Source organism: Enterobacter sp. LM3, from assembly GCF_046622475.1.
Taxonomy (GTDB): Bacteria; Pseudomonadota; Gammaproteobacteria; order Enterobacterales; family Enterobacteriaceae; genus Enterobacter; species Enterobacter cloacae_P.
Genome location: NZ_JBJURN010000001.1, coordinates 54,853 through 80,748 on the forward strand (window position 1 = coordinate 54,853; position 25,896 = coordinate 80,748).

27 protein-coding genes, 2 tRNA genes and 1 pseudogene are annotated in these 25,896 nt (G+C 54.5%); 16 read left to right on the forward strand and 14 right to left on the reverse strand.

What is annotated here, in order from left to right; genetic code table 11:
* Positions 1 to 13: 13 nt before the first annotated feature.
* From puuE to ACJ9N4_RS00285, 3 genes are read right to left on the reverse strand one after another with little or no spacing between them, the layout of a single operon-like run.
* Positions 14 to 946 (reverse strand): allantoinase PuuE, encoded by a 933-nt coding sequence (gene puuE / locus ACJ9N4_RS00275; RefSeq protein WP_182274450.1) that lies wholly within the window; start codon positions 944 to 946, stop codon positions 14 to 16.
* Between the two features lie 17 nt (positions 947 to 963).
* On the reverse strand, positions 964 to 1,707 hold the full coding sequence (gene hpxA / locus ACJ9N4_RS00280) for an allantoin racemase (RefSeq protein ID WP_182274449.1): 744 nt from the start codon (positions 1,705 to 1,707) through the stop codon (positions 964 to 966).
* Positions 1,707 to 2,423: a GntR family transcriptional regulator gene (locus ACJ9N4_RS00285; protein WP_182274448.1), complete on the reverse strand. Its 717-nt coding sequence runs from the start codon at positions 2,421 to 2,423 to the stop codon at positions 1,707 to 1,709. Before ACJ9N4_RS00285 ends, hpxA begins: the two co-directional genes overlap by 1 nt.
* Positions 2,424 to 2,567: 144 nt before the next feature.
* Here ACJ9N4_RS00285 and ACJ9N4_RS00290 point away from each other — a divergent pair, with 144 nt between their 5' ends.
* On the forward strand, positions 2,568 to 4,064 hold the full coding sequence (locus ACJ9N4_RS00290; RefSeq protein ID WP_411500183.1) for an NCS1 family nucleobase:cation symporter-1: 1,497 nt from the start codon (positions 2,568 to 2,570) through the stop codon (positions 4,062 to 4,064).
* Positions 4,065 to 4,167: 103 nt separating this feature from the next.
* Positions 4,168 to 5,484, forward strand: coding sequence for a guanine deaminase (guaD, locus tag ACJ9N4_RS00295; RefSeq protein WP_196391363.1), 1,317 nt, complete (start codon positions 4,168 to 4,170; stop codon positions 5,482 to 5,484).
* On the opposite strand, the gene uraH is transcribed toward guaD, so the two are convergent.
* Complete coding sequence (gene uraH / locus ACJ9N4_RS00300) at positions 5,464 to 5,787, reverse strand: hydroxyisourate hydrolase (RefSeq protein ID WP_182919738.1); 324 nt, start codon at positions 5,785 to 5,787, stop codon at positions 5,464 to 5,466. The genes guaD and uraH overlap by 21 nt on opposite strands.
* The gene (uraD, locus tag ACJ9N4_RS00305; RefSeq protein WP_411500184.1) at positions 5,784 to 6,284 is read right to left on the reverse strand and encodes a 2-oxo-4-hydroxy-4-carboxy-5-ureidoimidazoline decarboxylase; all 501 of its coding nucleotides are present in this window, start codon (positions 6,282 to 6,284) and stop codon (positions 5,784 to 5,786) included. Before uraD ends, uraH begins: the two co-directional genes overlap by 4 nt.
* 240 nt (positions 6,285 to 6,524) lie before the next feature.
* On the opposite strand from uraD, the gene hpxO reads away from it, so the two are divergent.
* The 3 genes and pseudogenes from hpxO (at position 6,525) to ACJ9N4_RS00320 (ending at position 9,709) form a co-directional block, all read left to right on the forward strand.
* The gene (hpxO, locus tag ACJ9N4_RS00310) at positions 6,525 to 7,679 is read left to right on the forward strand and encodes an FAD-dependent urate hydroxylase HpxO (protein ID WP_182919737.1); all 1,155 of its coding nucleotides are present in this window, start codon (positions 6,525 to 6,527) and stop codon (positions 7,677 to 7,679) included.
* A gap of 17 nt (positions 7,680 to 7,696) precedes the next feature.
* Positions 7,697 to 8,731 (forward strand): molybdenum cofactor-independent xanthine hydroxylase subunit HpxD, encoded by a 1,035-nt coding sequence (gene hpxD, locus ACJ9N4_RS00315; RefSeq protein ID WP_411500185.1) that lies wholly within the window; start codon positions 7,697 to 7,699, stop codon positions 8,729 to 8,731.
* Positions 8,732 to 8,744: 13 nt separating this feature from the next.
* A pseudogene (locus ACJ9N4_RS00320) lies at positions 8,745 to 9,709 on the forward strand (PDR/VanB family oxidoreductase).
* 44 nt (positions 9,710 to 9,753) lie between these two features.
* On the opposite strand, the gene ACJ9N4_RS00325 reads toward ACJ9N4_RS00320, so the two are convergent.
* From ACJ9N4_RS00325 to ACJ9N4_RS00335, 3 genes are all read right to left on the reverse strand, one after another.
* Positions 9,754 to 9,841 (reverse strand) — tRNA-Ser (locus ACJ9N4_RS00325).
* Between the two features lie 132 nt (positions 9,842 to 9,973).
* Positions 9,974 to 10,061 (reverse strand) — tRNA-Ser (locus tag ACJ9N4_RS00330).
* A gap of 143 nt (positions 10,062 to 10,204) precedes the next feature.
* Complete coding sequence (locus ACJ9N4_RS00335) at positions 10,205 to 11,833, reverse strand: ABC transporter substrate-binding protein (protein ID WP_182274441.1); 1,629 nt, start codon at positions 11,831 to 11,833, stop codon at positions 10,205 to 10,207.
* Positions 11,834 to 12,101: 268 nt separating this feature from the next.
* Here ACJ9N4_RS00335 and yccA point away from each other — a divergent pair, with 268 nt between their 5' ends.
* On the forward strand, positions 12,102 to 12,761 hold the full coding sequence (yccA, locus tag ACJ9N4_RS00340) for an FtsH protease modulator YccA (protein ID WP_182274440.1): 660 nt from the start codon (positions 12,102 to 12,104) through the stop codon (positions 12,759 to 12,761).
* Between the two features lie 54 nt (positions 12,762 to 12,815).
* Here the strand turns inward: yccA and ACJ9N4_RS00345 are convergent, their stop codons facing one another.
* Complete coding sequence (locus tag ACJ9N4_RS00345; RefSeq protein ID WP_182274439.1) at positions 12,816 to 13,292, reverse strand: hypothetical protein; 477 nt, start codon at positions 13,290 to 13,292, stop codon at positions 12,816 to 12,818.
* Entirely contained in the window at positions 13,292 to 14,053 is a 762-nt protein-coding gene (locus ACJ9N4_RS00350; protein ID WP_182919733.1) for a transcriptional regulator, read from the reverse strand. The genes ACJ9N4_RS00345 and ACJ9N4_RS00350 overlap by 1 nt, the downstream gene beginning before the upstream one ends.
* A 309-nt stretch (positions 14,054 to 14,362) precedes the next feature.
* Here ACJ9N4_RS00350 and ACJ9N4_RS00355 point away from each other — a divergent pair, with 309 nt between their 5' ends.
* From ACJ9N4_RS00355 to tusE, 6 genes are all read left to right on the forward strand, one after another.
* Complete coding sequence (locus ACJ9N4_RS00355; protein WP_182274437.1) at positions 14,363 to 15,106, forward strand: fimbrial protein; 744 nt, start codon at positions 14,363 to 14,365, stop codon at positions 15,104 to 15,106.
* Between the two features lie 77 nt (positions 15,107 to 15,183).
* A complete protein-coding gene (locus tag ACJ9N4_RS00360) occupies positions 15,184 to 15,690 on the forward strand; it encodes a CS1 type fimbrial major subunit (RefSeq protein ID WP_182274436.1) in 507 nt (168 codons plus the stop codon).
* 73 nt (positions 15,691 to 15,763) lie between these two features.
* Positions 15,764 to 18,481, forward strand: a complete 2,718-nt coding sequence (locus ACJ9N4_RS00365; protein ID WP_182274435.1) for a TcfC E-set like domain-containing protein — start codon at positions 15,764 to 15,766, stop codon at positions 18,479 to 18,481.
* A 1-nt stretch (position 18,482) separates the two neighbouring features.
* Positions 18,483 to 19,640, forward strand: a complete 1,158-nt coding sequence (locus ACJ9N4_RS00370) for a CfaE/CblD family pilus tip adhesin (protein ID WP_182919731.1) — start codon at positions 18,483 to 18,485, stop codon at positions 19,638 to 19,640.
* 10 nt (positions 19,641 to 19,650) lie between these two features.
* Entirely contained in the window at positions 19,651 to 20,202 is a 552-nt protein-coding gene (locus ACJ9N4_RS00375; RefSeq protein ID WP_182274433.1) for a LuxR C-terminal-related transcriptional regulator, read from the forward strand.
* Positions 20,203 to 20,270: 68 nt separating this feature from the next.
* Positions 20,271 to 20,600 carry a sulfurtransferase TusE gene (gene tusE, locus ACJ9N4_RS00380; RefSeq protein ID WP_182274432.1) on the forward strand — a complete coding sequence of 110 codons (330 nt, stop codon included), beginning with the start codon at positions 20,271 to 20,273 and terminating at the stop codon, positions 20,598 to 20,600.
* Here the strand turns inward: tusE and yccX are convergent.
* From yccX to ACJ9N4_RS00395, 3 genes are all read right to left on the reverse strand, one after another.
* A complete protein-coding gene (yccX, locus tag ACJ9N4_RS00385; RefSeq protein WP_182274431.1) occupies positions 20,597 to 20,887 on the reverse strand; it encodes an acylphosphatase in 291 nt (96 codons plus the stop codon). The genes tusE and yccX overlap by 4 nt on opposite strands.
* A 79-nt stretch (positions 20,888 to 20,966) precedes the next feature.
* Positions 20,967 to 21,776, reverse strand: a complete 810-nt coding sequence (locus ACJ9N4_RS00390; protein WP_411500186.1) for an AraC family transcriptional regulator — start codon at positions 21,774 to 21,776, stop codon at positions 20,967 to 20,969.
* Positions 21,766 to 22,323: a kinase inhibitor gene (locus ACJ9N4_RS00395; protein WP_182274429.1), complete on the reverse strand. Its 558-nt coding sequence runs from the start codon at positions 22,321 to 22,323 to the stop codon at positions 21,766 to 21,768. Before ACJ9N4_RS00395 ends, ACJ9N4_RS00390 begins: the two co-directional genes overlap by 11 nt.
* A 174-nt stretch (positions 22,324 to 22,497) precedes the next feature.
* Between ACJ9N4_RS00395 and rlmI the strand changes: the two genes are divergently transcribed.
* Both rlmI and hspQ read left to right on the forward strand, forming a co-directional pair.
* Positions 22,498 to 23,688, forward strand: a complete 1,191-nt coding sequence (gene rlmI / locus ACJ9N4_RS00400; protein ID WP_182274428.1) for a 23S rRNA (cytosine(1962)-C(5))-methyltransferase RlmI — start codon at positions 22,498 to 22,500, stop codon at positions 23,686 to 23,688.
* Positions 23,689 to 23,748: 60 nt separating this feature from the next.
* Positions 23,749 to 24,066: a heat shock protein HspQ gene (hspQ, locus tag ACJ9N4_RS00405; RefSeq protein ID WP_006809336.1), complete on the forward strand. Its 318-nt coding sequence runs from the start codon at positions 23,749 to 23,751 to the stop codon at positions 24,064 to 24,066.
* A gap of 37 nt (positions 24,067 to 24,103) precedes the next feature.
* On the opposite strand, the gene ACJ9N4_RS00410 is transcribed toward hspQ, so the two are convergent.
* Positions 24,104 to 24,517 carry a CoA-binding protein gene (locus ACJ9N4_RS00410; RefSeq protein WP_182274427.1) on the reverse strand — a complete coding sequence of 138 codons (414 nt, stop codon included), beginning with the start codon at positions 24,515 to 24,517 and terminating at the stop codon, positions 24,104 to 24,106.
* 173 nt (positions 24,518 to 24,690) lie between these two features.
* Between ACJ9N4_RS00410 and csgI the strand changes: the two genes are divergently transcribed.
* Positions 24,691 to 25,353 carry a curli synthesis inhibitor gene (csgI, locus tag ACJ9N4_RS00415; RefSeq protein WP_182274426.1) on the forward strand — a complete coding sequence of 221 codons (663 nt, stop codon included), beginning with the start codon at positions 24,691 to 24,693 and terminating at the stop codon, positions 25,351 to 25,353.
* Positions 25,354 to 25,433: 80 nt separating this feature from the next.
* The gene (mgsA, locus tag ACJ9N4_RS00420) at positions 25,434 to 25,892 is read left to right on the forward strand and encodes a methylglyoxal synthase (RefSeq protein WP_182274425.1); all 459 of its coding nucleotides are present in this window, start codon (positions 25,434 to 25,436) and stop codon (positions 25,890 to 25,892) included.
* Positions 25,893 to 25,896 lie beyond the last annotated feature (4 nt).

Genomic DNA, 25,896 nt, shown 5'->3' on the forward strand with positions numbered 1-25,896 from the left:
GCAAAACCCACCGCTATTTGTTAAACGGATGCACGTCCCGCCAGTGATCGGCAATCTGCTGGCGGGTACAGACCCACACCCGATCGTGCTGCTGAATATAATCGAGGAACCGCTGCAGCGCGCGAAAACGCCCCGGACGCCCCAGCAGACGGCAGTGCATGCCGATGGACATCATCTTCGGCGCACTCTCTCCCTCTTCATACAGCACATCAAAACTGTCTTTCAGATAGGTATAAAACTGTTCGGCAGTATTAAACCCCTGTGCGGTCGCAAAGCGCATGTCGTTCGCATCGAGCGTATAAGGCACAATCAGGTGCGGTTTGCGGGTGCCATCGCTGCACGTCACTTCCGTCCAGAAGGGTAAATCGTCGCCATAATAGTCGCTGTCGTAGTCAAAGCCGCCGTGCTCTGCCACCAGCTGACGGGTGTGGGGGCTGTCGCGCCCGGTGTACCAGCCGGTTGGCGGTTTGCCAAACAGATCGGTCAGGACGTGCACCGCCTTTTGCAGATGCTCACGCTCCTGGTGGATATCCATATTCTGATAGTGGATCCAGCGCCAGCCGTGGCTGGCCACGTCGTAATCTGCCGCTTTGATCGCCTCCACGATATCAGGATGACGCGCCAGCGCCATCGCCACGCCAAAGACCGTCAGCGGCAGTCCGCGTTTTTTGAATTCGTTGTGGATCCGCCAGAACCCGGCACGGCTGCCGTATTCGTAGAGGGAGTCCATCGACATATGTTTGTCCGGGTAACTGGCCGCGCCGATGATGTCCGAGAGGAATTGCTCTGACCCGGCATCGCCGTGCAGCACATGGTTTTCTGCACCTTCTTCGTAATTAAGAACAAACTGCACGGCAATTCTCGCCTGCTGCGGCCACTGCGCATGCGGCGGGTTGCCCGCGTATCCACGCAGATCGCGCGGGTAATTCGGTTCAAAAAGCGCCATCACCAGCCCCCTCAAAATTAAAATGAATTCAATGTCTGAAATTTACCGCTTAACGCTTTGTTCTCCGGGAACGCCAGATCGCCGTGCTTGCTGGTTGACAGCCCCAGCGCCACCAGCGATTCGACCATTTTCACCGCCGCACTGACGCCATCGATGACAGGAACATGCAGCTCACGCGTCAGCTCCTGCGCCAGCGTCGCCATACCACCACAACCCAGCACAATCGCCCCGCAGCCATCCTCTTTCAGTGCCTGAATACAACGTGCCCGCACCTTCTCTTGCGCCAGACCGCTACCGTCTTCCAGTGCCAGCACCGGGAGATCAATGGCGTGCAGGGCAGCACAGTGGTTCTGAAAACCATACTGATGCAGCAGATGGCGGGCGATAATCAGCGTGCGCGGCAGTGTGGTCACAACAGAAAAACGTGTCGCCACCATCGTCGCCATATGCATGGCCGCTTCAGCGATACCGATGACCGGCCCTTGCGCCAGCTCACGCGCCGCCAGCAAACCCGGATCGCCAAAGCAGGCGATAACGTGACCGTCCACACCCTGCTGCCTGCCTTTTTTGATCTGTTCGAGGACGCCCACGGCAGCAATAGCTTCATCGAAGTGACCTTCGATAGAGGGCACACCTTCCCCCGGGCACACGGCGAGGATCTCCGTTCCCGGTGCAGCCACCGCACGGGCTGCCGCGCCGATGGTTTCCGTCATTCCGGGGCTGGTGTTGGGGTTGATGACTTGTATACAGACAGACGACATTACGACTCCTTGTGGCCGGCAAACAGCCGGGCAAAATCGGGAAGACACTCGCCCGCCCGTTCAAAACAGAGGCTGGCGACGATATGTTCAAAATGGTGCATTAAGGCATCACTGAGCGGCTGGAGCGCTTTCTGGCGCAGCAGTTCCACAAGCTGTTCATGGTCGTTGCAGCGACAACCCTGACGCCACGGCGCACCCCACGTGGCAATCACCAGCGACGAGCGCTGACTCAGGCTGGTGACCATCTCAGTCAGCACCTGGTTGCCGGAAATGGCCTGCAGCTGGATATGGAAATTGGCGGAGTGGCGGATCGCCGCCGGACCGTCGTAAGCCTCATGCGCCTGCTGCTCCTGACGAATGATGGCGTCCAGTGCGGCCAGATGCGGCGGCTGACAATGCGCCATCACGTCCGGCAGGTTAGCCACTTCCAGCAAAGCGCGCGTGCGAAAGATGTGCTGCGCCTCTTCTACCGTCGGGCTGGCAACATGTGCACCACGTTTGGGCGTTAAGGTGACCATTTGCACAGCGGCGAGCCGTTGCAGCACCTTGCGAATACCCGTGCGGCTCACGCCAAACACCCCGGACAGTGCTTCTTCCGGCAATTTACTTCCCGGCAGCAGCTGATGTTCGACAATCGCGGTCATCAGCGCCTGAAAGATGGATTCGTCTTTGTCATGCAGGTCTGGCGCGGCGTGCAGACTTTTTACGTTGTTCATTAACCACTCCATTTTTTACTTTTCATCCGCAAATCGTATACATAAAAATTAAATATTGCATACAACATTTATTATTTTGGCCTGGATCCTGCAACACCGTTCGCACTCCCACTCAACGGGTTTTCATTCACAGGAGCAGGTTTCATGCCAAATACACAAAACGCGCAGCAAGGTAAGGCCGCTGATTCCAGTGCGGTTTACAGCCCACGGCTTTGCAATGAGGATCTGGCACCAACGCGTGACCAGAACTGGAGCTGGTACAACATCTTTTCTTTCTGGATGTCGGACGTCCACAGCATGGGAGGTTATGTCGTTGCCGCGAGCTTCTTTACGCTCGGGCTGGCAAGCTGGCAGGTGTTGCTTTGCCTGCTGGTGGGGATTTGTATTGTGCAGCTGTGCGCTAACCTGGTGGCCAAACCGAGCCAGATGGCGGGCGTGCCCTATGCGGTGATCAGCCGTCAGGCGTTTGGCGTCTTCGGGGCGAACATCCCGGCGGTGATCCGCGGGCTTATTGCTTTCGCGTGGTACGGTATTCAGACCTGGCTGGCTGCCAACGCCCTGATGCTGGTGGTGCTGAAGTTCTGGCCGTCACTTTCTGGCCTTACCACAGAGTCGTTCCTGGGCCTGTCACATCTTGGCTGGATCTGCTTTGCCATTATGTGGGTGTTGCAGGCGATGGTCTTCTGGCACGGCATGAGCGCCATCAAGCGCTTTATTGATATCGCCGGCCCGGCGGTGTACGTGGTGATGCTGGCACTGGCGGGATGGATTGTATACAAGATCGGATTCGACGGGATCTCCTTTACCCTTGCCAGCAAATCCCTGAGCACCGGTGAGCAAACCTGGCAAATGATCACCGCCACGGCGCTGGTCGTCTCCTACTTCTCCGGGCCGCTGCTCAACTTTGGCGACTTCTCCCGCTATGGGAAAAGCATGGGTGAAATCCGTCGCGGTAACCGCTGGGGCTTGCCGTTTAACTTCCTGCTGTTCTCCATCGTGACCGTGGTGATTGTTTCCGGTACGCAGTCGCTGTTTGGCCGCATGATCACCGACCCGATTGAAACCGTCAGCCGCGTGGGTAACGATCTGGCCGTCGCTGTAGGTCTGCTGACCATGATCACCGCCACCATCGGGATCAACATCGTGGCGAACTTTGTCTCTCCGGCGTTCGATTTCTCTAACTGCTCACCGCAGAAGATCAGCTTCCGCACCGGAGGAATGATTGCCGCCGTGGGATCTATCCTGTTAACCCCGTGGAACCTGTTCAACTCACCGGAGCTTATCCACTACACCCTGGATGTGCTCGGCGCGTTTATCGGCCCGCTGTTTGGTATCCTGATTGCGGATTTCTACCTGATTAAGCGCGGGAAGGTTTCCGTAAACGATTTGTTCGATGACACGCCAGAAGGCAAATACTGGTATCGCAACGGGTTTAACCCGAAAGCCATCGGCGCACTGGTACCGTCTGTTGTCGCAGGACTGGTGATCGGCTTTATCCCGGCCCTGCATGAAGTGGCGAACTTTAGCTGGTTTATCGGCGTCTTCCTCGGTGGCGTGACCTACCGCTGGCTGGCACGTGAAGATCGTGAGGAGGCCGCCGATCCGCAGTTTACCTCCCGCGTGGCAACGCAGAAAGAGTAACCCTTCCCCACCGGCCGCAGTTTTACTGCGGCCGTCCTCAGGCTGGCACCGTTTTTGCTCATTCTCATGACCCCGCTACGCAAACAATAAGGCAGGAACCATGATGAATTACCAGACAGCGATCCGCGGTGCATTTTTTGATATTACCCAGGTCTGCGACAACGCAGATGCTATCGCCCATCACACGCGCCACCTTGTCGACGGGCTGCTGTTTATTCAGAGCGGTAAAATTCTGGCACAGATGACCTGGCAGGAGGGGGAACAATACCTTGATCCCCACAAAGGCTATACCGACCTGCGTGGCAAGCTGCTGCTACCCGGTTTTGTCGATACCCACGTCCATTACCCGCAAACGGAGATGATCGGCGCGTTTGGTGAGCAATTGCTGGAATGGCTGACCACCTACACCTTCCCGGTGGAGAGCCAGTTTGCCGATGAGAGCTACGCGAAAGAGATAGCGGAATTTTTCGTGAACCAACTGGTGAGCCACGGTACAACCACTGCGCTGGTGTTTTGCACGCTGCATCCTGAATCCGTCGATGCGCTGTTTACCGAGGCACTGCGCCTCAATATGCGTCTTATTGCCGGAAAGGTAATGATGGACCGGAACACGCCTGACTATCTGACGGAAACCGCCAGACAGAGCTACCGGCAAACGCGGGAGCTGATCCAGCGCTGGCACCACCGGGGACGGCTGGGTTATGCCATTACGCCCCGCTTTGCCCCAACCTCATCACCGGAACTGCTCGCGGCAGTCAGCCTGCTCAGGGAGGAGTTCCCGGACACCTGGATGCAGACCCACCTGAGCGAAAACCCTAACGAAGTGGCCTGGGTGAGCGATCTCTGGCCAGAACACGAGCGTTATCTGGATGTGTATCACCACTACGGCCTGACCGGTGAGCGCTGCGTGTTTGCCCACGGTATTCACCTGCACCACAGCGAGTGGGAGTGTCTGCATGACACGGGTTCGGCAGTGGCCTTTTGCCCTACCTCCAACCTGTTTCTTGGCAGCGGGCTGTTTCGCTTACCCGAATGCTGGCAGCACAAGGTTCGAATGGGTATCGGGACTGACGTGGGGGCAGGAACCACCTTCAGCATGCTGCGTACGCTGGGAGAAGCCTATAAGGTAGGTCAGTTGCAGAGCTACCGCCTGCGCGCCAGCGAAGCGTTTTACCATGCCACACTGGGAGGCGCTCACGCCCTGCGGCTGGACGATAAGATTGGCAACTTTGATCCGGGCAAAGAGGCCGATTTTATCGTTATTGACCCGGCCGTCACACCACTACAGCGCCTGCGTAACGGACGCTGTAAGGATGTCTACGAGCAACTGTTTGTGCTGATGACCCTGGGTGACGAACGCAATATCAGCGAAACCTGGGTCAACGGCGAGCGGGTGTGGTCAACTGCCGCGGTAGGTTGACCACCCGCCAGGCGCAATCACAAACGGCAGATGAAAGTGTTCGTCTGCCGTCTCCCCAATCACAAAATCAATCTGCGCGCAGGGATAGAGCGTATCGCGTCCGGTTTGGGCAAACCAGGCTCCCAGCTCCGCCACCAGCCGGTAACGCCCCGCAGTCAGAAGCGGGACAAACTCCGTAATGCGGCCATTGCCGTTGGTCACGCCAGTGGCGACTAACGCCCCTTCCCGTTCAAGATGAACCGTAACGCCCTGAGCGGGGGTACCCGTCGAAATATCGAGAATATGCGTACTTAGCGTACTCATTCGCTAACCACTCCTTCCAGCCGTAGTAACGTAATTTCCCGCAACTGCGCCAGTGCAGCCTGCACCTCCTGCGCATCGCTGTTCTTCAGCCGCGCATCCAGCGCCTGCAAAATATCCTCCCCGCTACGGCCTTTCGCGCGGATCAAAAAGACGCGGCCAAAGCGGGCCTCATAGCGCGCATTGCCTTCCCGCAGCGCCTGGGCAAGCAGCGCATCGCGGTCATTGACGGCTCCCTGCTCCTGGCGCGAAAACGCCGCCTCGGCCTGTACACCTGCGGGTTTCTCACCGATACGCGGATGAGCACGAAGGGCAAGCGTTAGCGCGTTCTCATCCCAGGTTTGCGCGCATGCATGGGCCGCGCGGAACAATGCGCCCCGACTGGGATAAGGACGTCCGCGCACGAGCTCATCAGCCCAGCCGGGAATTGCCACGCAGGGGAGTAACCGCGCGCGAGCCTCTTCGTGGCTCAGTTGGTTAAAAATGTGCAGTGTGATCATGGCGGCTCCGTTTCAATCATCGTCCTTAAGCATTGCACAAAACACGCCACCCTTGCCGCGGATGTGAAACTGTCGATTCCGAATATCAGAACCGGAAATTATTGATTCATAAAAAAGCACACTCACCGCGATAACGCACCTTAACAGTGCATAATGGCCTGTCACAACGCCCTTTTCCCCACTCTGCAGCCTGGTACGCAAATTGCTCATTCTCATCACCCCCTGCAAAAGGAGAGAAGCATGAAAGCGATCGTCATTGGTGCGGGAATAGGTGGTCTGAGCGCTGCCGTGGCGTTAAAGAACGCCGGAATTGACTGTACCGTGTTTGAGGCAGTGAAAGAGATCAAGCCCGTTGGTGCGGCCATCTCCATCTGGCCAAATGGGGTGAAATGCATGCAGCACCTCGGTATGGGCGACATGATGGAGATCTACGGCGGGCCAATGCGTTTTATGGCCTACAAAGATCACCGGCGCGGCGATACCCTGACCCGCTTTAGCCTTACCCCGCTGGTCGAACGTACCGGAGGACGCCCCTGCCCCGTATCACGTGCTGAGCTGCAGCGCGAGATGCTTAACTTCTGGGGGCGCGACGCCGTTCAGTTCGCTAAGCGTGTCGAACACGTCGTTGAAGATGATGCTGGCGTCACCGTCACTTTCACCGATGGCAGCACAGCCACAGGGGATTTTCTGATTGCCGCCGACGGCAGCCATTCTGCAGTACGTCCCTATGTGCTGGGGTACACCCCTGAGCGCCGCTACGCCGGTTATGTCAACTGGAATGGGCTGGTGAAGATTGATGAAGAGATTGCCCCTGCCCACCAGTGGACCACCTTTGTCGGAGAAGGTAAGCGCGTCTCGCTGATGCCCGTCTCTGGCGGACGCTTCTATTTCTTTTTTGATGTCCCGCTCCCTGTCGGTCTGGCGGAGGATCGCAACACCCTGCGTGCCGATCTCACTGGCTACTTCCGCGGCTGGGCAGCCCCGGTGCAGAAACTTATCGAAGCACTTGATCCAGAAACCACTAACCGCATCGAAATTCACGATATCGATCCCTTCAACAGCCTGGTTCGCGGCAAGGTGGCACTCCTGGGAGATGCCGGACACAGCACCACGCCGGATATCGGCCAGGGAGGCTGTGCAGCGCTGGAAGATGCCGTGGTACTGGGGGATTGCGTGCGTGGAACCCACAACATTGAGCTGGCGCTGCGACAGTACGAAGCGCTGCGCCGCGAGCGGGTGCGTGACCTGGTGCTGAAGGCCCGCAAACGCTGCGACATCACGCACGGTAAAGATATGGCGCTAACTCAGGCCTGGTATCAGGAGCTGAGAGAAGAGACCGGAGAACGCATTATCAACGGTCTGTGCGACACCATTCAGGGCGGGCCATTAGGCTGAACGTAAGAGGGATAACCATGAAAATACAACCGACTCCACCTGCCCATTGCACGTTTGAGCCAGAGGACTGGCTGCGTCTGGCACAATGCTGGCATCCGGTTGCCCGGGCATGCGACATCGGCGCTGCACCGGTCAAGGCAACCCTGCTGGATGAACCGCTGGTCATCTACCGGATTAACGATCAGGTCGTGGTCGCCCGTGACGTCTGCCCGCACCGTGGTGTACCGTTGACGCTGGGATTTCACGATGAACACGGGATTATCTGCCCCTATCATGGCTTGCGCTTTGGTGAGGATGGTCGCTGCAACCGTATTCCGTCCAGCCCCGATCAGCCCGTTCCGGCGAAGCTCAATCTGATTAACTATGCCGTGGAGGAACGTTTTGGGTTGATCTGGACCTGCCTGGCGTTTGACCCGGATAACCCTGCGCCGCTGCCCACAATGCCGCACTGGAATGACGATGGTTTTCAGCAGATCAACTGCCCGGCGTTTGAAGTTAACGGCTTTGCTGGCCGTCAGGTCGAAGGCTTTCTGGATGTCGCTCATTTCGCGTGGATCCACACCGACACTTTTGCCGACCCGGATAACCAGCAGGTACCGACATATCAGCCACAGGAAACAGCATTTGGCTTTGTCGCCGACTACTGGAGTTCAGTAAGCAATTATCCGGCGAATTCGGATACGCAAGCGCCGGAAGGCTTCCAGTGGTTGCGTCATTTTGAAATGCATCTGCCGTTTACCGCGACGCTGACTATCCACTTTCCGGGTGGATCCCGTCTGGTGATCATGAATGCCGCATCGCCCGTATCATCACGCGTCACCCGTATGTTTGCCCCCATTGCGCGCAATGTTGATCTGCATATCCCCGTGGAAGAAGTGCATGCCTTCAACCTGCGCATCTTTGAAGAAGACCGCCTGATGGTGGAGTCTCAGCGCCCGGAAAGGCTGCCGCTGGATCTCTCCCTTGAAGCTCACATTCCTGCAGATAAAAGCTCCATTGCCTACCGCCGTGGGCTGAAAAAAATGGGTTTTGGCGCGTTTTTCCTGGTATGACGGAGGGGGTGAGATGGGTGACATGTTGAGCGTTATCGTTGACGGGTTATGGCGTCAGGGCAATAAGAGCCTCGCTGTCAGGCTGGTGGCAGAAAACGGTGAAGCGCTGCCTGACTGGCAGCCCGGAGCGCACATTGATGTCCACCTGCCCTGCGGAATTGTCCGCCAGTATTCGCTGACCGGACCCTGCGGGGACGAGGGCTACCTCATTTGCGTGGGGCGAGAAACTGCGTCACGCGGCGGATCGCGCTATATCCACGAGACGCTGCGCCCCGGACAACGGCTGTTGATCTCTTCTCCTCGCAATGTGTTTCCGCTTCATCAGGCGGAGCGCGTTTTACTGCTGGCCGCGGGGATTGGTATTACGCCGTTGTATGCGATGGCGCTTCAGCTTGAGGCTTCAGGAACCCCCTTCACGCTGCACTATTACGTCAAAAGTCGTGAAAGTGCAGCGTTTATCCGCGAGCTATCGCGTTTATTTCACTATGGTGAGTGTGCTGTTCACGCCTCCTGCGAGGGAGAAAGCCCTCGCACGCATCTTGCACAGGATCTGTCTGCACCACATGCGGGATTACATGTGTACACCTGCGGACCCGCGGAATTTATGGCAAAGGTAGCGAGGTTGCCACGGCTAACGACTGGGCAGAAACGCACGTTCACAGCGAGGCATTCCAGCCCGTTGCGCCCCCCGCTGGCGGTGAAACCCACAACGTGTTCACGGTCACCCTGGCGTCAACGGGAGAACGCTGGTCAGTGCCTGCAGATAAAACTATCGCCCAGGTGCTGCTGGAAAATGGCGTGGCGGTACCGCTGTCCTGTGAAATGGGGATCTGCGGCGCGTGCCTGACGCCCGTTATCGATGGCGTGGTGGATCACCGGGATACCGTGCAGTCGGAAGCGGAGAAAGGTGCAGTGGATCAGCAGGTGGCACTGTGCTGTTCGCGGAGTCATTCGGGAGAGCTGGTGATTGGGCTGTAAAACGAAAAAACCCTGCGATATTGCTATCACAGGGTTTTCGAATTTGGCGGAAGCGTAGAGATTCGAACTCTAGAACCCTTTCGGGTCGCCGGTTTTCAAGACCGGTGCCTTCAACCGCTCGGCCACGCTTCCAAAGTGAGGCGCACTATAAACATCTATTAGCGCCTTGTAAAGCAGGAATTTTTCTAATTTTACGCTCTTGCGTTTACACGCCGTATAAAAGCAAAAAACCCTGCGATATTGCTATCGCAGGGTTTTCGAATTTGGCGGAAGCGTAGAGATTCGAACTCTAGAACCCTTTCGGGTCGCCGGTTTTCAAGACCGGTGCCTTCAACCGCTCGGCCACGCTTCCTAAGTGAGGCGAACTATAAACACCTCACTGCACGCTGTAAAGTGGGTTTGCATTCGTTCGCTTTAAAAATAGCCAAAACGCGTTTAATCGGTTGAATAGACAACGCATTGGCCATTTTATCAGCACAAAGTCCACCTGACGGCTTAGTGCTTTTTGATGTACATATCTCTGGTGAAGTAGTAACCCAGTTTATCTGGCGCGAATCCCCCTACCCACGGCTTCACCAGGTGCGTACGGACATAGTGGTAGACCGGGATCGCCGGGACATCACGCCCCAACAGATCTTCTGCCTGCTGGTAGAATTTACCGCGCGCTTCCGGCGTTTTCGCTTTCGCAGCGTTAAGCAACGCCTGGTCATAGTCCGGGTTACTGTACTGACTGGTGTTTTCGCTGTCGCCAGTGCGGAAGTTGTTCAGGAAGGTGGCGGCATCATCATAATCAGCAATCCATGCATAGCGCACCGCATCAAAATCATGGGTGTGCATCGTATCCAGCATGGTTTTCCACTCCTGGTTTTGCAGCTTCGCTTCCACGCCGAGGTTTTTCTTCCACATCGAGCTGGCGGCTATCGCAATACGCTGATGCGATTCGGAGGTGTTGTAGAGCAGATTAAAGCTCAGCGGATGGCTGGCGTTAAAACCGGCTTCAGCCAGCAGTTTTTTCGCCTCCGCAATGCGTTTATCCATCGGCCAGCTGGCGTAATCCGGGGCTTGTAGCTTGACGCCACCAATATCCGGCTGGCTGATAAGCCATGCCGGGCGCTGCCCCTGCCCTAAGACTTTCCCGGCAATGATGTCTTTATCCAGCGCCATGTTCAGCGCTTTACGCACGCGGACATCGTTAAACGGCGGCCGGGTGGTGTTGAACTCGTAATAGTAAGTGGCCAGTTGCGGAGAAACATCCAGCTCACTGCCCAGCGTTTTCCTGAGCTGGGCGAACTGGTTGATCGGCACCGTGTAAGCAATATCAATTTCACCCGCTTTGTAGCGGTTAACGTCTGACGCTTCAGAGGTGATTGGCAGGTACGTCACCTTATTGATGACCGTATGGGTGTTATCCCAGTAGCGTGGATTACGCTCGGCCACAATGCGTTCATTCACCACCCACTGCGACAGCTTATACGCACCGCTGGTGACAATATGCTCTGGCTTGGTCCACTTTTCGCCAAAGCGGCTAATCAGCACTTTATCCACCGGCACCAGCGACGGGTGCGCCAGCATCGCCAGGAAAGCCGCGTTAGGCTGCGTCAGCGTCACTTCCAGCGTGGTGTCATTAATGGCTTTTACACCCAGCGTGTCGGGGGCTTTTTTGCCCTGGGCAATATCGGTTCCATTGACGATGTGCATGTTGCCAGGATAACTGGCATACGGAGACGCCGTTTTAGGGTCAACCAGGCGCTGCCAGCTCCATACCACATCCTGTGCGGTGATGGCGGTACCGTCGCTCCAGGTGATGCCCGGACGCAGATGGAACGTCCAGACGGTGTTGTCCTTGTTCTCCCATTTTTCTGCCAGCTGTGGCTGGATTTCACCGTCCCGGGAGACGCTGACTAACCCGTCGAATAAATCGCTGATAATATTGAATTCGACGTCGCTTTCGACTTTATGCGGGTCGAGTGACGCCGGTTCGTTACCATTATTCCTGACCAGCTCCTGTTTCTCTGCCAGCACAGTTCCTGCTGGCACGTTAGCCGCCCAGGCCGCCGTGCTGGCGCACAGAATGGCTGCGGTTAACAAAGAGAGTGTAAAGTGGGTGCGTGCTTGTGGTTTCATTTCCTTCGCCTTATTGTCTGTTTTTTGACGATCCGGAAATAACTCTTAGCGTTCATAGAGCAATAACGCAATATTTTTCAGTAACCTATAAGAGGTTGATCTGAATAAATACGTCAAACCACTGTTCATTCTGCTAAACCGAATTTATATAGAAGAAACAACCAGCTCTGGCGCTATCAGACTGAGTAAAGATGGGTAAAACCACTTTGAGACTGGCGTACCATTTCCTATGCTTGCCGTTAATTACATCTGTCATAGAGAGTGACTCATGGATCGTATCATTACATCTTCACGCGACCGCACATCGCTACTCAGTACCCATAAGGTGCTGCGCAATACCTATTTCATGCTCAGCCTGACGCTGGCGTTTTCTGCAATCACCGCCACGGCGAGCACCGTGCTGATGCTGCCGTCTCCGGGCCTGATCCTGACCCTGGTGGGGATGTACGGTCTGATGTTCCTGACCTACAAAACCGCCGACAAACCGGTGGGTATTTTGTCTGCGTTCGCCTTCACAGGCTTCCTGGGCTACATCCTGGGGCCAATGCTGAACGCATACCTGTCTGCCGGAATGGGCGATCTTATCGGCATGGCGCTGGGCGGTACCGCACTGGTGTTCTTCTGCTGCTCGGCCTACGTGCTGACCACCCGCAAGGACATGTCCTTCCTCGGTGGGATGCTGATGGCGGGTATCGTGGTTGTGCTGGTAGGTATGGTGGCGAACATCTTCCTGCAATTGCCCGCACTGCACCTGGCAATTAGCGCCGTGTTTATCCTGATTTCATCTGGCGCAATCCTGATGGAAACCAGCAACATCATTCGCGGCGGCGAGACGAATTACATCCGCGCAACCGTGAGCCTGTATGTGTCGCTGTACAACATCTTCGTCAGCCTGCTGAGCATCCTGGGCTTCGCCAGCCGGGATTAACCAGGACGAACAAGAAAAAGGAGAATGCCGCTGGCATTCTCCTTTTTTTATGCCTTAATTACCCCGGCAAATATAGGTGGGGTAATGCCGGTCCTGAATCAGCCACACCGAGGGCGATAGCTCTGAGATCGTAAGATAATAGCGTGCGGTCGGAGAGGCAAAGCTCCCCCACTGAGCATCGGGGGTATTGTCATTGTGTCGACGCCAGGTTTTGGTGTAGCTCAGGACAATAACCTTATCATCGTCCCTCCGCTTCCACGTAAAATCTACGTCCCTGTCAATGATCAAGTCCCGACCTTCAGTTTTTGCAGCACCTTTGTACGTAGTCAAACCGGTACCGTTGCGATGAAAATAGAACTGGGCAATGGTATTGACCTTCACTTCATTTGCCTTGCCTTCATTGCGCGTAAAGTTAAACTCAGTGCTACAGGCCAGGGCATCGCGTTTATACGCTCCACCCGTATAGATAAAGAACGCAAGCGCCCCCCCGACTATTGCTCCCCCCAGTCCGAACAGAAGTTTGATTTTCATTATTCTGCCCCGCTTTTGTAGCGAATAGTTTTACACAGGCTGGTTTCACTGACCGGGCAGGAGCCAATAAATACCTCATCGGCAGTGGCAAGTGAAAAACGGGCGCTGAAATAATAAATGTTGTACTCCTCGCGGTCGCACGCGACGTTATTTTTCTTCAGCAGCTCGGCCATTTTGGATAGCACCAGCGGTCGTCCTTGATCGTTAATAAGCCAGAGGCGGCAACCGGCTATTTTTTCCTTAACGGGTTTTAGCGTCGCGGGTACAGTTATCTCAAGCTGTCGACTGAAAAACAGGCTTCCCCCTACTACTGGTGTGGTTAATAAAGCCAGAACCAGCCACCACCTTTTGGATAAGCGCTGATATCTCGACGGCCGTTCCACTAATGGCTGAAGTGTTGGTCGCGGAGCCTCAGCTAGAGCACTCTCTACGGGATGGGAAATAACGTCGGCGTCAAAGCGGAAGCCATACCGGGGCACGGTCACGATAAACTCGTGATCATCGCCCAGCGCGTGGAAGCTTTTACGTAATTCGCTTACCGCTTTATTTAGATTATTTCCCGACGGGGTAAAGCCATACTCCGCCCATACGCGTGTAATCAATTCTTCCCGGCTCAGATCTCGCCCTTTACATCGAATAAATTCCTGTAAAAGACGAACGGCTGGCGTCGAAAGCGTTAATACAGACTCGGGTTGCCCAACAATACTTATTGCACGTACTTCAGGATCAAATAACAACGAATTATTGCATATAAAAAACATCTTTTATTCTCGGTTGTTACCGCATGCTTTTTAATCCCTGATACATCGACAAGAAAACCGCCTCCTGAACTGCTTGCTTTTTCATCAGAAGGAATTTTTCTCCCCATCCTGGGTCACGGTATTTTCGCTTAACTATACAACACTAAATCCAGAAAATCAGGATAAAAAACTGTATATAAAGAGTTAACCAATACAAATTTTCACAACCTGCTGTTCTGGTTAAAGTTTCCCTGCCCTGAAGCGATACGAATGCTGACGGCATCCTGGTGTTAACACGCCGTGAATGAACCCGGAGCAGGCAGACTGAAAGTGAAACAAAAAAATAGTGTGAATAGGACAAGTGCTTTTTATGTCGCCGCGCTGTCACTGTCATTTTTCTCCGAAATGACAATGGCCAATATGAGCGTGTATCCCATGGAACTTAACGTGGACAGTTCCGGTGCGGCGCAAATAAAAGTGGCATCGAAAACGGATGATATTCAGTTCATTCGGGTGAGGCAAAAGAAAATTCTTAATCCCGGCACCCCCCAGGAAAAAGAGATTGACGTGGCATCGTGGAAAGAAGGCGGCGTAGTGGTCACGCCCGAAAAATTCGCCCTGTCTGCAGGCGCAATGCGCGTGGTTCGTCTGGTCTCCCTTACGCCTCCGGCAAAGGAGAGTACCTGGCGGGTCTATTTTGAGGGTGTAAAACAACCTGACAGCATTATTGCAGGCCATTCTGAAGAATCTGGTGCGACGGCAAAATTAGGAGTCAACGTGATTTGGGGAGCGCTCGTGCACCTCGCTCCGGAAAAAAGCGTGGTTTCGCTGTCAATCTCCCCAACACGGGGGACGTTAAAGAACAACGGTACTCTGCGCGTGCCGCTCAGGGAAATTGGTATTTGTCATACAGATGAATCCTGTAAATGGGTGAAAGAAGACGCCACGATTTACCCGGATACCGAGCGGAAATTAAAAACGCTCACACAGGTTAAAGGCCAGAAATATAAATTCCGCTACTTCAATTGGGTGAAAAAAACAACTGAAGAAGCTGACTTACCCGTCGTGCAATAACACGACATCACTGTAAAAAAACCACGTGTGGTTTGTTTAAAGAGCCAAGGTGCTCATTTGTAAATATGGAGATATCAATGCGTAAATTTATTAAACCTCTGATGATTGCTGCCGCGATGACCACGTCCGTTAGCGTTCTGGCGATCCAAAAAGATATTACCGTCAACGCCAGCGTCGATTCACAGCTGGACCTGACCCAGGCCGATAATACGCCGCTGCCAGCCAGCATCGATATGCAGTATCTACCGGGCCGCGGTCTGGAAAGCTACCGCGTGAATACCAAGGTCTGGTCAAACTCCGCCACCAGTAACGTCAAAGTACGTCTGGTAAGCGCTGCACGGTTGACCAATACGGAAGGTGATCAGGCCGTACCGATGACCGTGAAGCTGGGCGAGAAAACCCTGACCACCGCTGATGCCGAATTTACCGGTGCCGAACTGTTCCCGGGCAGCATTGAAAACGGTTCTGCGGTGTTGCCTCTGACGATTTCCCAGACCACCAAAGGCATTCTGAAAACCGGCCAGTACAGCGGTGTTGTCAGCCTGATGCTGACTCAGGCGACGACCACGGAAGGCGGTGCGTAACACCACAGCACCTAAAAGAATAACGTCAGAGGGTACTCACCCTCTGACGTCAGGATGATGTCGAGGCTTGTTCATGGCGTTTCACAGAAATACTCTCCTCTTAGTTGCTTTGTTACCCGCATCTATCCAACTCGCCTGCGCTGAGATGGCCGTTCCGGCAGGGTTTGAAGACCTCGCGAAAACACAGCGCCTTTGGACAGAAGTCAACCTATACGGCGAGTCGCTTGGCCTTTTTGAAACGGATATCAATCTTGAAACGGTGAGCTTCATCGCGCCAGAAACCGTAGTCGCGGCCATCAAGCGCCAGTTTAATGACAACCCTTCCCTGATTGCCACTGTCTCTGCCGCACTGGCCGTTCCGCTTGCCCGTAACGGCAACCTGGCCTGCAGCAGCAACAGCTCAGCAACGGGATGCGATTATATTGACACTCAACACGCGGCCATTATTTATGACGAAAACAATGCCCGTATCAGCCTGTTTTTGGACAAGAAATTCCTGCCTAAACCGACAGCGGAAAACCAGTGGTATCAGCCCACGCAGGGTACAGAAAATGCGTTGATTCATCAGCAAAATATCAATTTTGTCGCCGACCGGGATTACCAGTCGGCAACGGTTCAGGGCAATGGCGCACTGGCCGTTACCCAGGATGGCTACCTGAATCTGGACTGGACCTGGCTGGGTCAACGTTCACGCCACGAGCAACAGCAGGAAATGACCGTCAATAACGCCTGGTTCCGTCAGGATTTACTGCGTCAATATTATGTGCAGTTCGGCGCGATGGATACCCGTGACCTGTTCAGCAATGCCGGGGGAAATATCACGCTCAGCCAGCTTCCACTGGGGAAAATTCGCGGCCTGCGCACGGGCTCAACGAGAGCATGGATCAATCCGGTTCAGCAGTCGAAGGGAACGCCGATCACCGTTCTGCTTTCTCATGATGCCCGCATCGACGCACGCCGGGGCAATGAGCTGCTGGCCAGTTTTTATCTCAATGCCGGGGCGCAAAACCTGGATACCCGCTCGTTCCCGGACGGGAGTTATACCGTGACGCTGTCAGTCTATGAAAATAACCGGCTGACGCGCACCGAACAGGTTCCGTTTACCCGAACGGGTATTACGCCATTTGACCGCGTCGAGTGGTTCATGCAAGCGGGAGAAACGGACAATAACGACTCACACGAACAACGCCGCGCAGTTGCACAGGCGGGTGTACGCCTGCCCGTCACACCGACGCTGGCACTGACCAGTGGCGCAACAATGATGAAAAAGCAGCGCTTTATTGAAAACGCCCTGGACTGGAGCCGTGGCTTCAATACCGGCCCCATTGACGGTGTATTGAGCACCCGGTTTAGCGGCCTCTACGGCAGCGAAGGTCAGCGCGGCAATATTCAGCAAATCAGCTACAACGACGGATTTTCACTGAGCGTCTATCGCAATGCGTTATCGGCGGACAATTGTAATACCCGCAGCACAGGATTCGACGCGGTAAACGGCTGTTATCGCAGCCTCTCGGTGATGCTCTCCGCCCCTGTCGGTGCCTGGTATGCCAGCCTTGGGTATTCGGATAACCGCAATGAAGGGCGTCACGTTTCACGCCGGGAGCTGCCGGATAATGACGATCGCCACGACGCCGGTTTGCCGTGGGAGTCTGTCTATATGGCCCGCTCCCGCACGCGGGCCTGGCAGGCTGGTCTGAGCAATGCGTTTAGCGCCCGCAGCCTGAACATCAACAGCAGCATTAACCTGTTCATGCGCCAGGATGACTCCCGCGAAGGCAAGGATACAGGCGGCTACCTGAGCGTGAGTGTTTCGCTGGCGCATAACCGTCAGGGCGATGCCTCAAGCTATACCTCTCTGGGCGCAACCTGGCAGCACCAGCAGCGGGAAAAAAATCAGCTGAGCTATAACGTGGCGCATAACTGGTATACCGACGCACGCGGCGAGAATGAGTATGGTCTGAGCGCCTCGGGCATTAACGGAGATTCGCTCAACACCTCAGCCTATACGCGCCAGGGTGGACGATACGGCAACGGGAGCCTGACGATGAGCGACGCCTGGGATCGTCAGGATCAACGACATACGCTGAGCAGCAGCGGTAATTACAACTCCACCCTCGCCCTGTCGCGTTCAGGCCTGTGGCTTGGCCGCTGGAGCGACGGACGCCCTGCGTCTGCCATCGCCGTGCGGGTCGCCACGCCCGAAGATTCACAGGATCCTCGCGTCGCCGTGTCGCTGGATAACAGCGGTAGCGCGGATATTCCGGCAAACAGCCGCGCCCTCTTCGCGGTGCCGGGATATCAGCAGACCACGCTGACAATTAACGAATCGCTGAATGTCTCCCAGGGCGTCAGCAGTGAAATCACCCAGGGGTCAGGCAGCCGAACACTCTTTATGGTGCCGGGCAAAATACTCCGTCGGGACGTTCAAACGACCGCGAGCTACACCTGGCTCGGCCAACTCACCGACGAGCGTCATTCTCCGTTTATAGGCGGCGTGCCGCTGAATGTGAACGGCTGGAGCGATCTCGGCAACGGTGGGTTTAGCGCCCACAGCGATGCTCTGCTGCATAACCTTTACCTGGTGCGTCAGCAGCAGTTTTATCAGTGCGAGCTGAACGTGAAAAGTATGCGCGACGTGGTGCGTTATGTCGGATCCATCCCCTGTCGGGAATTAACCTTCTCTGCCCTGCCGGATGCCGTCCAGCAACAGGCGCAGCTGATGCTCGCCGGACGTTCGGTGCCGACTGGCCCAACCGCAATGAACGCAGAGAACTTTACCAAAGGGAAATGATGTGAATAAGTGCCTCTTTATTTTACTGTTCTTAAGCCTGTGGACCGGCCAGACGCTGGCGGGTGCCCCTGCAGGAAGAAACACCAGCGCAGAGATAAGCTACGATCGCTCGTCGCCGCCTGCACGTTTTGACATCTGGGTACATGAGCCGAGCGGCTACGACACCGCCGATCCGCAAAAATGGGGCCGCAATACCCTGACCTGCTTATCCCGCACCGACCCCACAAACGGTGCCTGTATGACCGCCCCGGTATGGTTCTCGGCGAACCCGGCCGCCCCTTATCCCATTACGCTGCGATTTACGCATGCGCTCACCAAAAAAACAGTGGATATCAAGGTGTACGGCGAACACTACATGTTTATCAACAGTAAAGTCTTTACCTTTGCCAGCTTTGTCACGGGGGGAACGGGCGATATCGCCGCATGGAACAGGGAGCCCTACTTTGATTATTACATCGTGAGAAGCGAACTGGATAAGCTCACCCTGCCTGGCATCTGGACCGCCACGCTGAAGCAGAACCTGCGTCAGTGGGGAGGTGGCAACTGCGGCGGGAACTTTAATGACGTGGATGTCGGATGTCCAGGCTATCTAACCCTCGCCAGCTGGCAGGCGACGGTGCGTATCGAGGTGGTCGATCCGGGCAATCAGCAGATTTATCTGCCTGCATTTCCGCACTCGACGCCCATTGTTAACCTCAACCTGACCAACTTTCCGGGGCGGCCCGGCGGGAGTGAGATCCAGGGTGAAAGCACAGTGGACATGTGTCTGTATGACGGCAATAACAGCGCCAGCACCCGCGCATACCTGCGGTTTGAGGACGATGGGCTCACTGCAACAGGGCGAACCGAAGGGGCATTTTCAATCCGACGCCGGGGGGGAAGCCAGACCGATCCGCGCGATCGTCTTGATTATCAGGTTCTTGTGACCAATCCGATCACCGGCGCAACAGAAACCATTGCAAACGGCAAAACGCTGGTGTGGCAAGGCACGAACGATCCGCAGTATCTGCGTCAGGTTGTGCTGCCCGGCGGTCGCGAAAGCGTGCTTTGCATCCCCGCGCCTATCATATTGAAAACGCCTTCATTTGCCGCCAGCAGCAAAAATGCGGGCGACTACACCGGCACGCTGCGCGTTATCTATACACCCAGTACGTTATAATGAGGTCACCGTGAGTTACGCCATTCTCGACAATAACCGATTTTATGCCGAAGGACTGCGCTATGCGCTGCTGCGCCGGGGCGTTCCACGACAGGTGCAAAGCGACTCCGTGCAATGGCAGCCTGGACTGCTAAACAGACGTGTTCTGGTTATTCGCTGTCGTTTTTCCGTTGCGGGAACACATCAGGCGTTGATTAATATTTTGCTCCGGCTGGAAGCTGTTCGCTGGCAAGGCAGTCTTTATCTGGTCTGTAACGAAAAAGGCTGGGCGCTAGCCACGCATCTGCGCAAACGCTTCAGCACGTTAGTGATTTACATCATTGATGACCGGATCTCCGTTGCGGATGCAGCATATTTGCTGGCAAAAGAACCTCGCCGCGTCCGCAGCCTTGACTGCTGCCTGACCGGTATCGAATTCAACGTGCTTGATTTAATGCTCACCGGGCTGACCGTGCGCCATATTGCCATCGTGACGCACATGTCCGAAAAACAGGTTTCAACGCATAAATGCAATGCCCTGAAGAAACTCAATGCCAACAACCTGCTGCAGCTGCTCCTGTAGGTCGCGGTTTATGCTCACGGCGCTTTTTTGCTACACTGCTGCCGATTATTTTCACACGACAGAAGATTATGTTCATTTTTGCAGGTCAGGAAATTGAGACGGATAACGACGGTTATCTGAAAGAGAGCAGCCAGTGGAGCGAACCGCTGGCGGAGAAAATTGCGGAAAACGAAGGCATTACCCTTTCCCCTGAACACTGGGAAGTGGTGCGTTTCGTTCGTGAATTCTATCTTGAATTCAACACCTCTCCGGCTATCCGCATGCTGGTCAAGGCGATGGCGAACAAATTTGGTGAAGAGAAAGGCAACAGCCGCTACCTGTATCGTTTGTTCCCAAAAGGCCCGGCAAAACAGGCGACCAAAATCGCCGGCCTGCCAAAACCGGTGAAATGCATTTAATAGCGAATACCAAAGTTGACGTATTCCCTGCCGGGTTGATACGGTTCGGTTAACACCTTATCAACCCGTGCGCTACGCGGCCCGCCCGCTTTCAGCCACGCCACCAGCTTCTCAAGCTGCTCCGCTTCACCACAGGCGACCACCTCCACGCTGCCGTCATCCATATTACGAGCGTACCCCGTGAGCCCAAGCTGAACCGCCTCACGCTGCGTGCTGTAGCGGAAACCGACGCCCTGGACGTTGCCGTGAACCCAACATCTGACACAATGACAAGGATCTTTTTCCATTATAAGTACCTCAAATCTGATAGCTTAAGTAAGCTTAGTACTCAACCGTTACTCTCTCACAAGCCACGTGCGGACATTATTAACGCAACGTTTTGGGTAAACAGCCGTAATGCTGTCGGAAACGAGCAGTAAAACGGGAGCTGGAAAGATACCCGCATTGTATTGCGATTTCACCGATGGGCAATCGGGTAGACTGCAACTGCGACAGTGCTACGGACATCCGAACCTCCTCCACGATTTGCCGAAAACTTTGCGATTCCTCGCGTAATCGCCTGCGTAACGTCGGCACGCTTAATGCCAGGCGGCTGGCGACATCCTGTGCGGTCCATGACCTGCCGGGAGACAGCATGATGAACTGCCGCACCTGCTCTGTCAGGTTAACATTTCGCTCAATGAGAAGCGGTCCTGCGACGCCATCATGCATTAACGCCAGCAAGAGGCCGAAAGCCTGATGTTTTTGCAACTCTTCCGGTAAATCATGGCGCACAGCGTGCAGCAAGGTATCCCACATAAAGGCCAACCCTTCGCTCAGCGGCGCACATAAAGAGTTTAGCGTTGTACGCGGCCAGGATTTCAGATGACGCGTTTTAAATTCCGCGATGATCTCGGGTGACAACATCAACAGGTCTGAATGAAATAATCCCTGCGCAGGCTGATTAATAATCTCCATTGGCGTATTTGCCGGAATAATGATTAATTCATCGGACGTTGCAACGTTGCGGCTCTCGTCCTGAATAATGACCTTGCTTCCATGCGTAATATGGCAGATAGCCGGATAAAATAGTTTTACATGATGCAGACGATGCATTTTTCTGGCACTCACCTCACCAGCGGTCAAATGTTTGTGTTGAAAATGAAAGTCCTGCACCGTGCCACCTTTATCTTCCATATGTTGCGGTTAATTGTGCTTTTTCCAGGGCGTGGCTGTTAAGCATAAAGCCGACCAATGCACCACTGGCATTTTTATCGACAGGGAGTTTATCCGCATCCAGGGCCCAGACGGTAAACTGGTAACGGTGAGGTTTGTCTCCTTCAGGTGGACATGCCCCCCCAAATCCAGAATAACCGAAATCATTCCGTCCCTGCACAGCCCCGGCAGGTAATTTCTCGTTATTCTGGTTCCCTGCCCCCGCAGGAAGATTCAGCGTTTGCACCGGGATATTGACCACTGTCCAGTGCCACCAACCGCTTCCGGTGGGCGCATCCGGATCAAATACCGTAATAGCAAAACTTTTCGTACCTGATGGCGGATTTTTCCATTCAAGTTGCGGAGATTCGTTGCCTCCATGACAGCCAAATCCCTCAAAAACCTGATGTTGCGTTAATTGATGGCCGCCGGGAATATCCCGGCTACTGATGCTGAAAGATGATGCGGCTGAAACATTAACACTCATAATGGTCAGGGCACTTACTGCTATTGCAACGCGCTTTTTCATTTGTGTTTCCTTTGGTGAGCGGGAAGCAACAATGTAAAGCCCGTTGCGATTTTGTAGTGTGCCTAAGCGATTTTATTTTGTGCCGAAACGCTCACAGGTATCCGCAGATGATTGCGTCTTACCTTCTGTGCTAATCTACGCGCCATTTCATTGGAATCGACAGAATAGCAAATTATGAGTGTACGTTTAGTGTTAGCCAAAGGGCGTGAGAAGTCATTACTGCGCCGCCATCCCTGGGTCTTCTCCGGCGCGGTTGCCCGTATGGAAGGCAAAGCCAGCCTCGGTGAAACCATCGATATCGTTGACCATCAGGGGAAATGGTTAGCGCGTGGCGCATACTCACCTGCGTCCCAGATCCGCGCTCGCGTCTGGACGTTCGATAAAGATGAAACCATTGACATCGACTTCTTTGTCCGCCGCCTGCAGCAAGCTCAGCAGTGGCGTGAATGGCTGGCAAAACGTGACGGTCTGGACAGCTATCGCCTGATTGCCGGTGAGTCCGACGGCTTGCCTGGCGTGACCATTGACCGCTTTGGCAACTTCCTGGTGCTGCAACTCCTGAGCGCAGGTGCAGAATACCAGCGTGCCGCGCTGATTAGCGCCCTGCAATCGCTGTTCCCGGAATGCGCTATTTACGACCGCAGTGACGTGGCCGTGCGTAAAAAAGAGGGAATGGAGCTGACTCAGGGCCCAGTGACGGGCGAAGTGCCGCCAGCCCTGCTGCCTATCGAAGAACACGGCATGAAGCTGTTGGTCGATATTCAGGGTGGCCATAAAACGGGCTATTACCTCGATCAGCGTGACAGCCGCCTGGCGACCCGCCAGTACGTTGCCGACAAACGCGTGCTGAACTGCTTCTCCTACACTGGCGGTTTTGCGGTATCGGCCCTGATGGGCGGTTGCCGTCAGGTGGTCAGCGTGGATACGTCGCAGGAAGCACTGGATGTGGCGAAACAGAACGTTGAGCTGAACAAGCTGGATCTCAGCAAAGCTGAATTTATTCGCGATGACGTTTTCAAACTGCTGCGCAAATACCGCGATCAGGGAGAGAAATTCGACGTTATCGTTATGGATCCACCAAAATTTGTGGAAAACAAAAGCCAGCTGATGGGCGCGTGCCGTGGATATAAAGACATCAACATGCTGGCTATCCAGCTGCTGAACCCGGGCGGCGTGTTGCTCACCTTCTCCTGCTCTGGCCTGATGACCACAGATTTATTTCAGAAAATCATCGCCGATGCCGCAATAGATGCTGGTCGTGATGTACAATTTATAGAGCAGTTCCGTCAGGCCGCCGATCATCCGGTGATCGCTACCTACCCGGAAGGGCTGTATCTGAAAGGGTTTGCCTGTCGCGTCATGTAACTTGAAAAGAGAAATATTGCCCACACATAGTGTGTAAGTAATGTTTCCCGGGAGGTGACTATGATTGCCAGCAAATTCGGTATCGGCCAACAGGTCCGCCACACCTTGCTTGGATATTTGGGTGTGGTCGTGGATATCGACCCGGAGTATTCCCTTGATGAACCGTCAGCGGATGAGCTGGCGGTTGACGCAGAGCTTCGCGCCGCGCCCTGGTACCATGTGGTCATGGAAGGCGATGATGGACAACCCGTCCATACCTATCTTGCCGAAGCGCAGCTGAGCGGTGAACTGCAGGATGAGCATCCGGAACAACCCACGATGGACGAACTTGCTCAGACTATCCGTAAACAGCTACAGGCTCCTCGCCTGCGGAACTAAGCGTATAAAAAAGCCCGGTAACGGGCTTTTTTTATTGTTATTTTGCCAGCCCCAGTCGGGGGATCTCAATCGCCGGGCATCGGTCCATCACCACCGCCAGCCCAGCCTCACGCGCCAGCACCGCGGCCTGCTCGTTAATGACACCCAGTTGCATCCACAGCGTTTTTGCACCAATGGCAATGGCCTCCTGGGCAACGCCCCATGCAGCCTCTGAATTACGGAAAACATCCACCATATCCACTTTTTCCGGTATGTCATTTAGCGTGGCATATCCCGGCTGGCCCAGCAGCGTTTTACCGGCAACTTTCGGCGAAACAGGGATAACATGGTAGCCCTGATCGAGAAGGTATTTCATCACCCGATAGCTTGGACGATCGGGTTTATCACTCGCCCCCACCAGCGCAATTGTGCGCGTAGACGTCAAAATCCCGGCAATATCGTTCTCTTTCATGGTCTTTCTCCTGGCTTTTTTCAAAGTGTACGTCAAACCGGACATCTCAACCATCCATCCCACACAGATGTATGAGGGCAAAACGGTGGAATATGTCTATATGTTAGTAAACATGATTATCGAAAAATTTAGATACATTATTACGATGAAAGTAATTTCAACAGGAGCACCCTATGAAAATCGGTATTGCCTCTGCTGTGATTGCGTTAGTAATGCCGGTTTGCGTCTTTGCAACCACGCTGCGGCTTTCTACCGACATTGATCTGCTGGTGCTGGACGGTAAAAAAGTTTCCAGTTCATTACTGCGCGGCGCAGACAGCATCGAACTTGATAACGGGCCACATCAGGTGGTATTTCGGGTAGAAAAAACGATCCGCCTTACTAATCATGAACAGAGTACGTACATCTCCCCACCGCTGATTGTCAGCTTTAACACCCAGCGAATCAGCCAGGTTAATTTTAACCTGCCGCGCCTTGAAACCGAAAAAGAGTCTGCGGCCTTTGATTCCTCACCGCGCATTGAGTTGCTGGATGGGGATTCGATGCCGATCCCGGTCAAGCTGGATATTCTGGCGTTAACGAAATCACCGAAGGACACAAATTACGAAGCCGATACGGAAATTTATAACAAAGCTGGTAAACGCGCTTCTCTTCCCCAGTTTGCAACCATGATGGCAGACGACAGTACATTGTTATCCGGGGTATCGGAGCTGGATGTTATTCCTCCTCAGTCCCAGACGCTTACGGAGCAACGTTTAAAATTCTGGTTCCAGCAGGCCGACCCCGATACGCGGGCCCGCTTTTTACAGTGGGCGAAGCAACAGCCTTCGTCGTAAGCCACATTTTTTTCTCCTCCCTCTTGCAGCAAAAGGCGGTTCCCGTCATCGTGTAGCCAGTTAACCCGACGGACGAGATTATGGAACTGACAACACGCACGCTCCCGGAACGCAAACACATTGCCCTGGTTGCGCACGATCACTGTAAACAAATGCTGCTCAACTGGGTTCGCCGCCATCAGCCATTGCTGGAAAAGCACGTCCTTTCGGCAACGGGCACCACCGGTAACCTGATTCACCGCGAAACGGGTCTGGAAGTCAATGCCATGCTGAGCGGCCCAATGGGTGGCGATCAACAAGTTGGCGCACAGATTTCGGAAGGAAAAATTGATGTTCTGATTTTCTTCTGGGATCCGCTGAATGCGGTTCCGCACGACCCGGATGTAAAGGCGCTGCTGCGTCTTGCCACGGTGTGGAATATTCCGGTGGCGACAAACCTGTCCACGGCAGATTTCATCATTGAGTCGCCGCAGTTCAACTCACCGGTTGAGATCCTGATCCCGGATTATCCGCGCTATCTGGCTGAAAGATTGAAGTAAACGG

Excerpts from the sequence above, each read along its gene's own strand:
- puuE (WP_182274450.1), bottom strand. The coding sequence starts at position 946 with ATGGCGCTTTTTGAACCGAATTACCCGCGCGATCTGCGTGGATACGCG.
- hpxA (WP_182274449.1), bottom strand. The coding sequence starts at position 1,707 with ATGTCGTCTGTCTGTATACAAGTCATCAACCCCAACACCAGCCCCGGA.
- ACJ9N4_RS00285 (WP_182274448.1), bottom strand. The coding sequence starts at position 2,423 with ATGAACAACGTAAAAAGTCTGCACGCCGCGCCAGACCTGCATGACAAA.
- ACJ9N4_RS00290 (WP_411500183.1), top strand. The coding sequence starts at position 2,568 with ATGCCAAATACACAAAACGCGCAGCAAGGTAAGGCCGCTGATTCCAGT.
- guaD (WP_196391363.1), top strand. The coding sequence starts at position 4,168 with ATGAATTACCAGACAGCGATCCGCGGTGCATTTTTTGATATTACCCAG.
- uraH (WP_182919738.1), bottom strand. The coding sequence starts at position 5,787 with ATGAGTACGCTAAGTACGCATATTCTCGATATTTCGACGGGTACCCCC.
- uraD (WP_411500184.1), bottom strand. The coding sequence starts at position 6,284 with ATGATCACACTGCACATTTTTAACCAACTGAGCCACGAAGAGGCTCGC.
- hpxO (WP_182919737.1), top strand. The coding sequence starts at position 6,525 with ATGAAAGCGATCGTCATTGGTGCGGGAATAGGTGGTCTGAGCGCTGCC.
- hpxD (WP_411500185.1), top strand. The coding sequence starts at position 7,697 with ATGAAAATACAACCGACTCCACCTGCCCATTGCACGTTTGAGCCAGAG.
- ACJ9N4_RS00335 (WP_182274441.1), bottom strand. The coding sequence starts at position 11,833 with ATGAAACCACAAGCACGCACCCACTTTACACTCTCTTTGTTAACCGCA.
- yccA (WP_182274440.1), top strand. The coding sequence starts at position 12,102 with ATGGATCGTATCATTACATCTTCACGCGACCGCACATCGCTACTCAGT.
- ACJ9N4_RS00345 (WP_182274439.1), bottom strand. The coding sequence starts at position 13,292 with ATGAAAATCAAACTTCTGTTCGGACTGGGGGGAGCAATAGTCGGGGGG.
- ACJ9N4_RS00350 (WP_182919733.1), bottom strand. The coding sequence starts at position 14,053 with ATGTTTTTTATATGCAATAATTCGTTGTTATTTGATCCTGAAGTACGT.
- ACJ9N4_RS00360 (WP_182274436.1), top strand. The coding sequence starts at position 15,184 with ATGCGTAAATTTATTAAACCTCTGATGATTGCTGCCGCGATGACCACG.
- ACJ9N4_RS00365 (WP_182274435.1), top strand. The coding sequence starts at position 15,764 with ATGGCGTTTCACAGAAATACTCTCCTCTTAGTTGCTTTGTTACCCGCA.
- tusE (WP_182274432.1), top strand. The coding sequence starts at position 20,271 with ATGTTCATTTTTGCAGGTCAGGAAATTGAGACGGATAACGACGGTTAT.
- yccX (WP_182274431.1), bottom strand. The coding sequence starts at position 20,887 with ATGGAAAAAGATCCTTGTCATTGTGTCAGATGTTGGGTTCACGGCAAC.
- ACJ9N4_RS00390 (WP_411500186.1), bottom strand. The coding sequence starts at position 21,776 with ATGGAAGATAAAGGTGGCACGGTGCAGGACTTTCATTTTCAACACAAA.
- ACJ9N4_RS00395 (WP_182274429.1), bottom strand. The coding sequence starts at position 22,323 with ATGAAAAAGCGCGTTGCAATAGCAGTAAGTGCCCTGACCATTATGAGT.
- rlmI (WP_182274428.1), top strand. The coding sequence starts at position 22,498 with ATGAGTGTACGTTTAGTGTTAGCCAAAGGGCGTGAGAAGTCATTACTG.
- hspQ (WP_006809336.1), top strand. The coding sequence starts at position 23,749 with ATGATTGCCAGCAAATTCGGTATCGGCCAACAGGTCCGCCACACCTTG.
- ACJ9N4_RS00410 (WP_182274427.1), bottom strand. The coding sequence starts at position 24,517 with ATGAAAGAGAACGATATTGCCGGGATTTTGACGTCTACGCGCACAATT.
- csgI (WP_182274426.1), top strand. The coding sequence starts at position 24,691 with ATGAAAATCGGTATTGCCTCTGCTGTGATTGCGTTAGTAATGCCGGTT.
- mgsA (WP_182274425.1), top strand. The coding sequence starts at position 25,434 with ATGGAACTGACAACACGCACGCTCCCGGAACGCAAACACATTGCCCTG.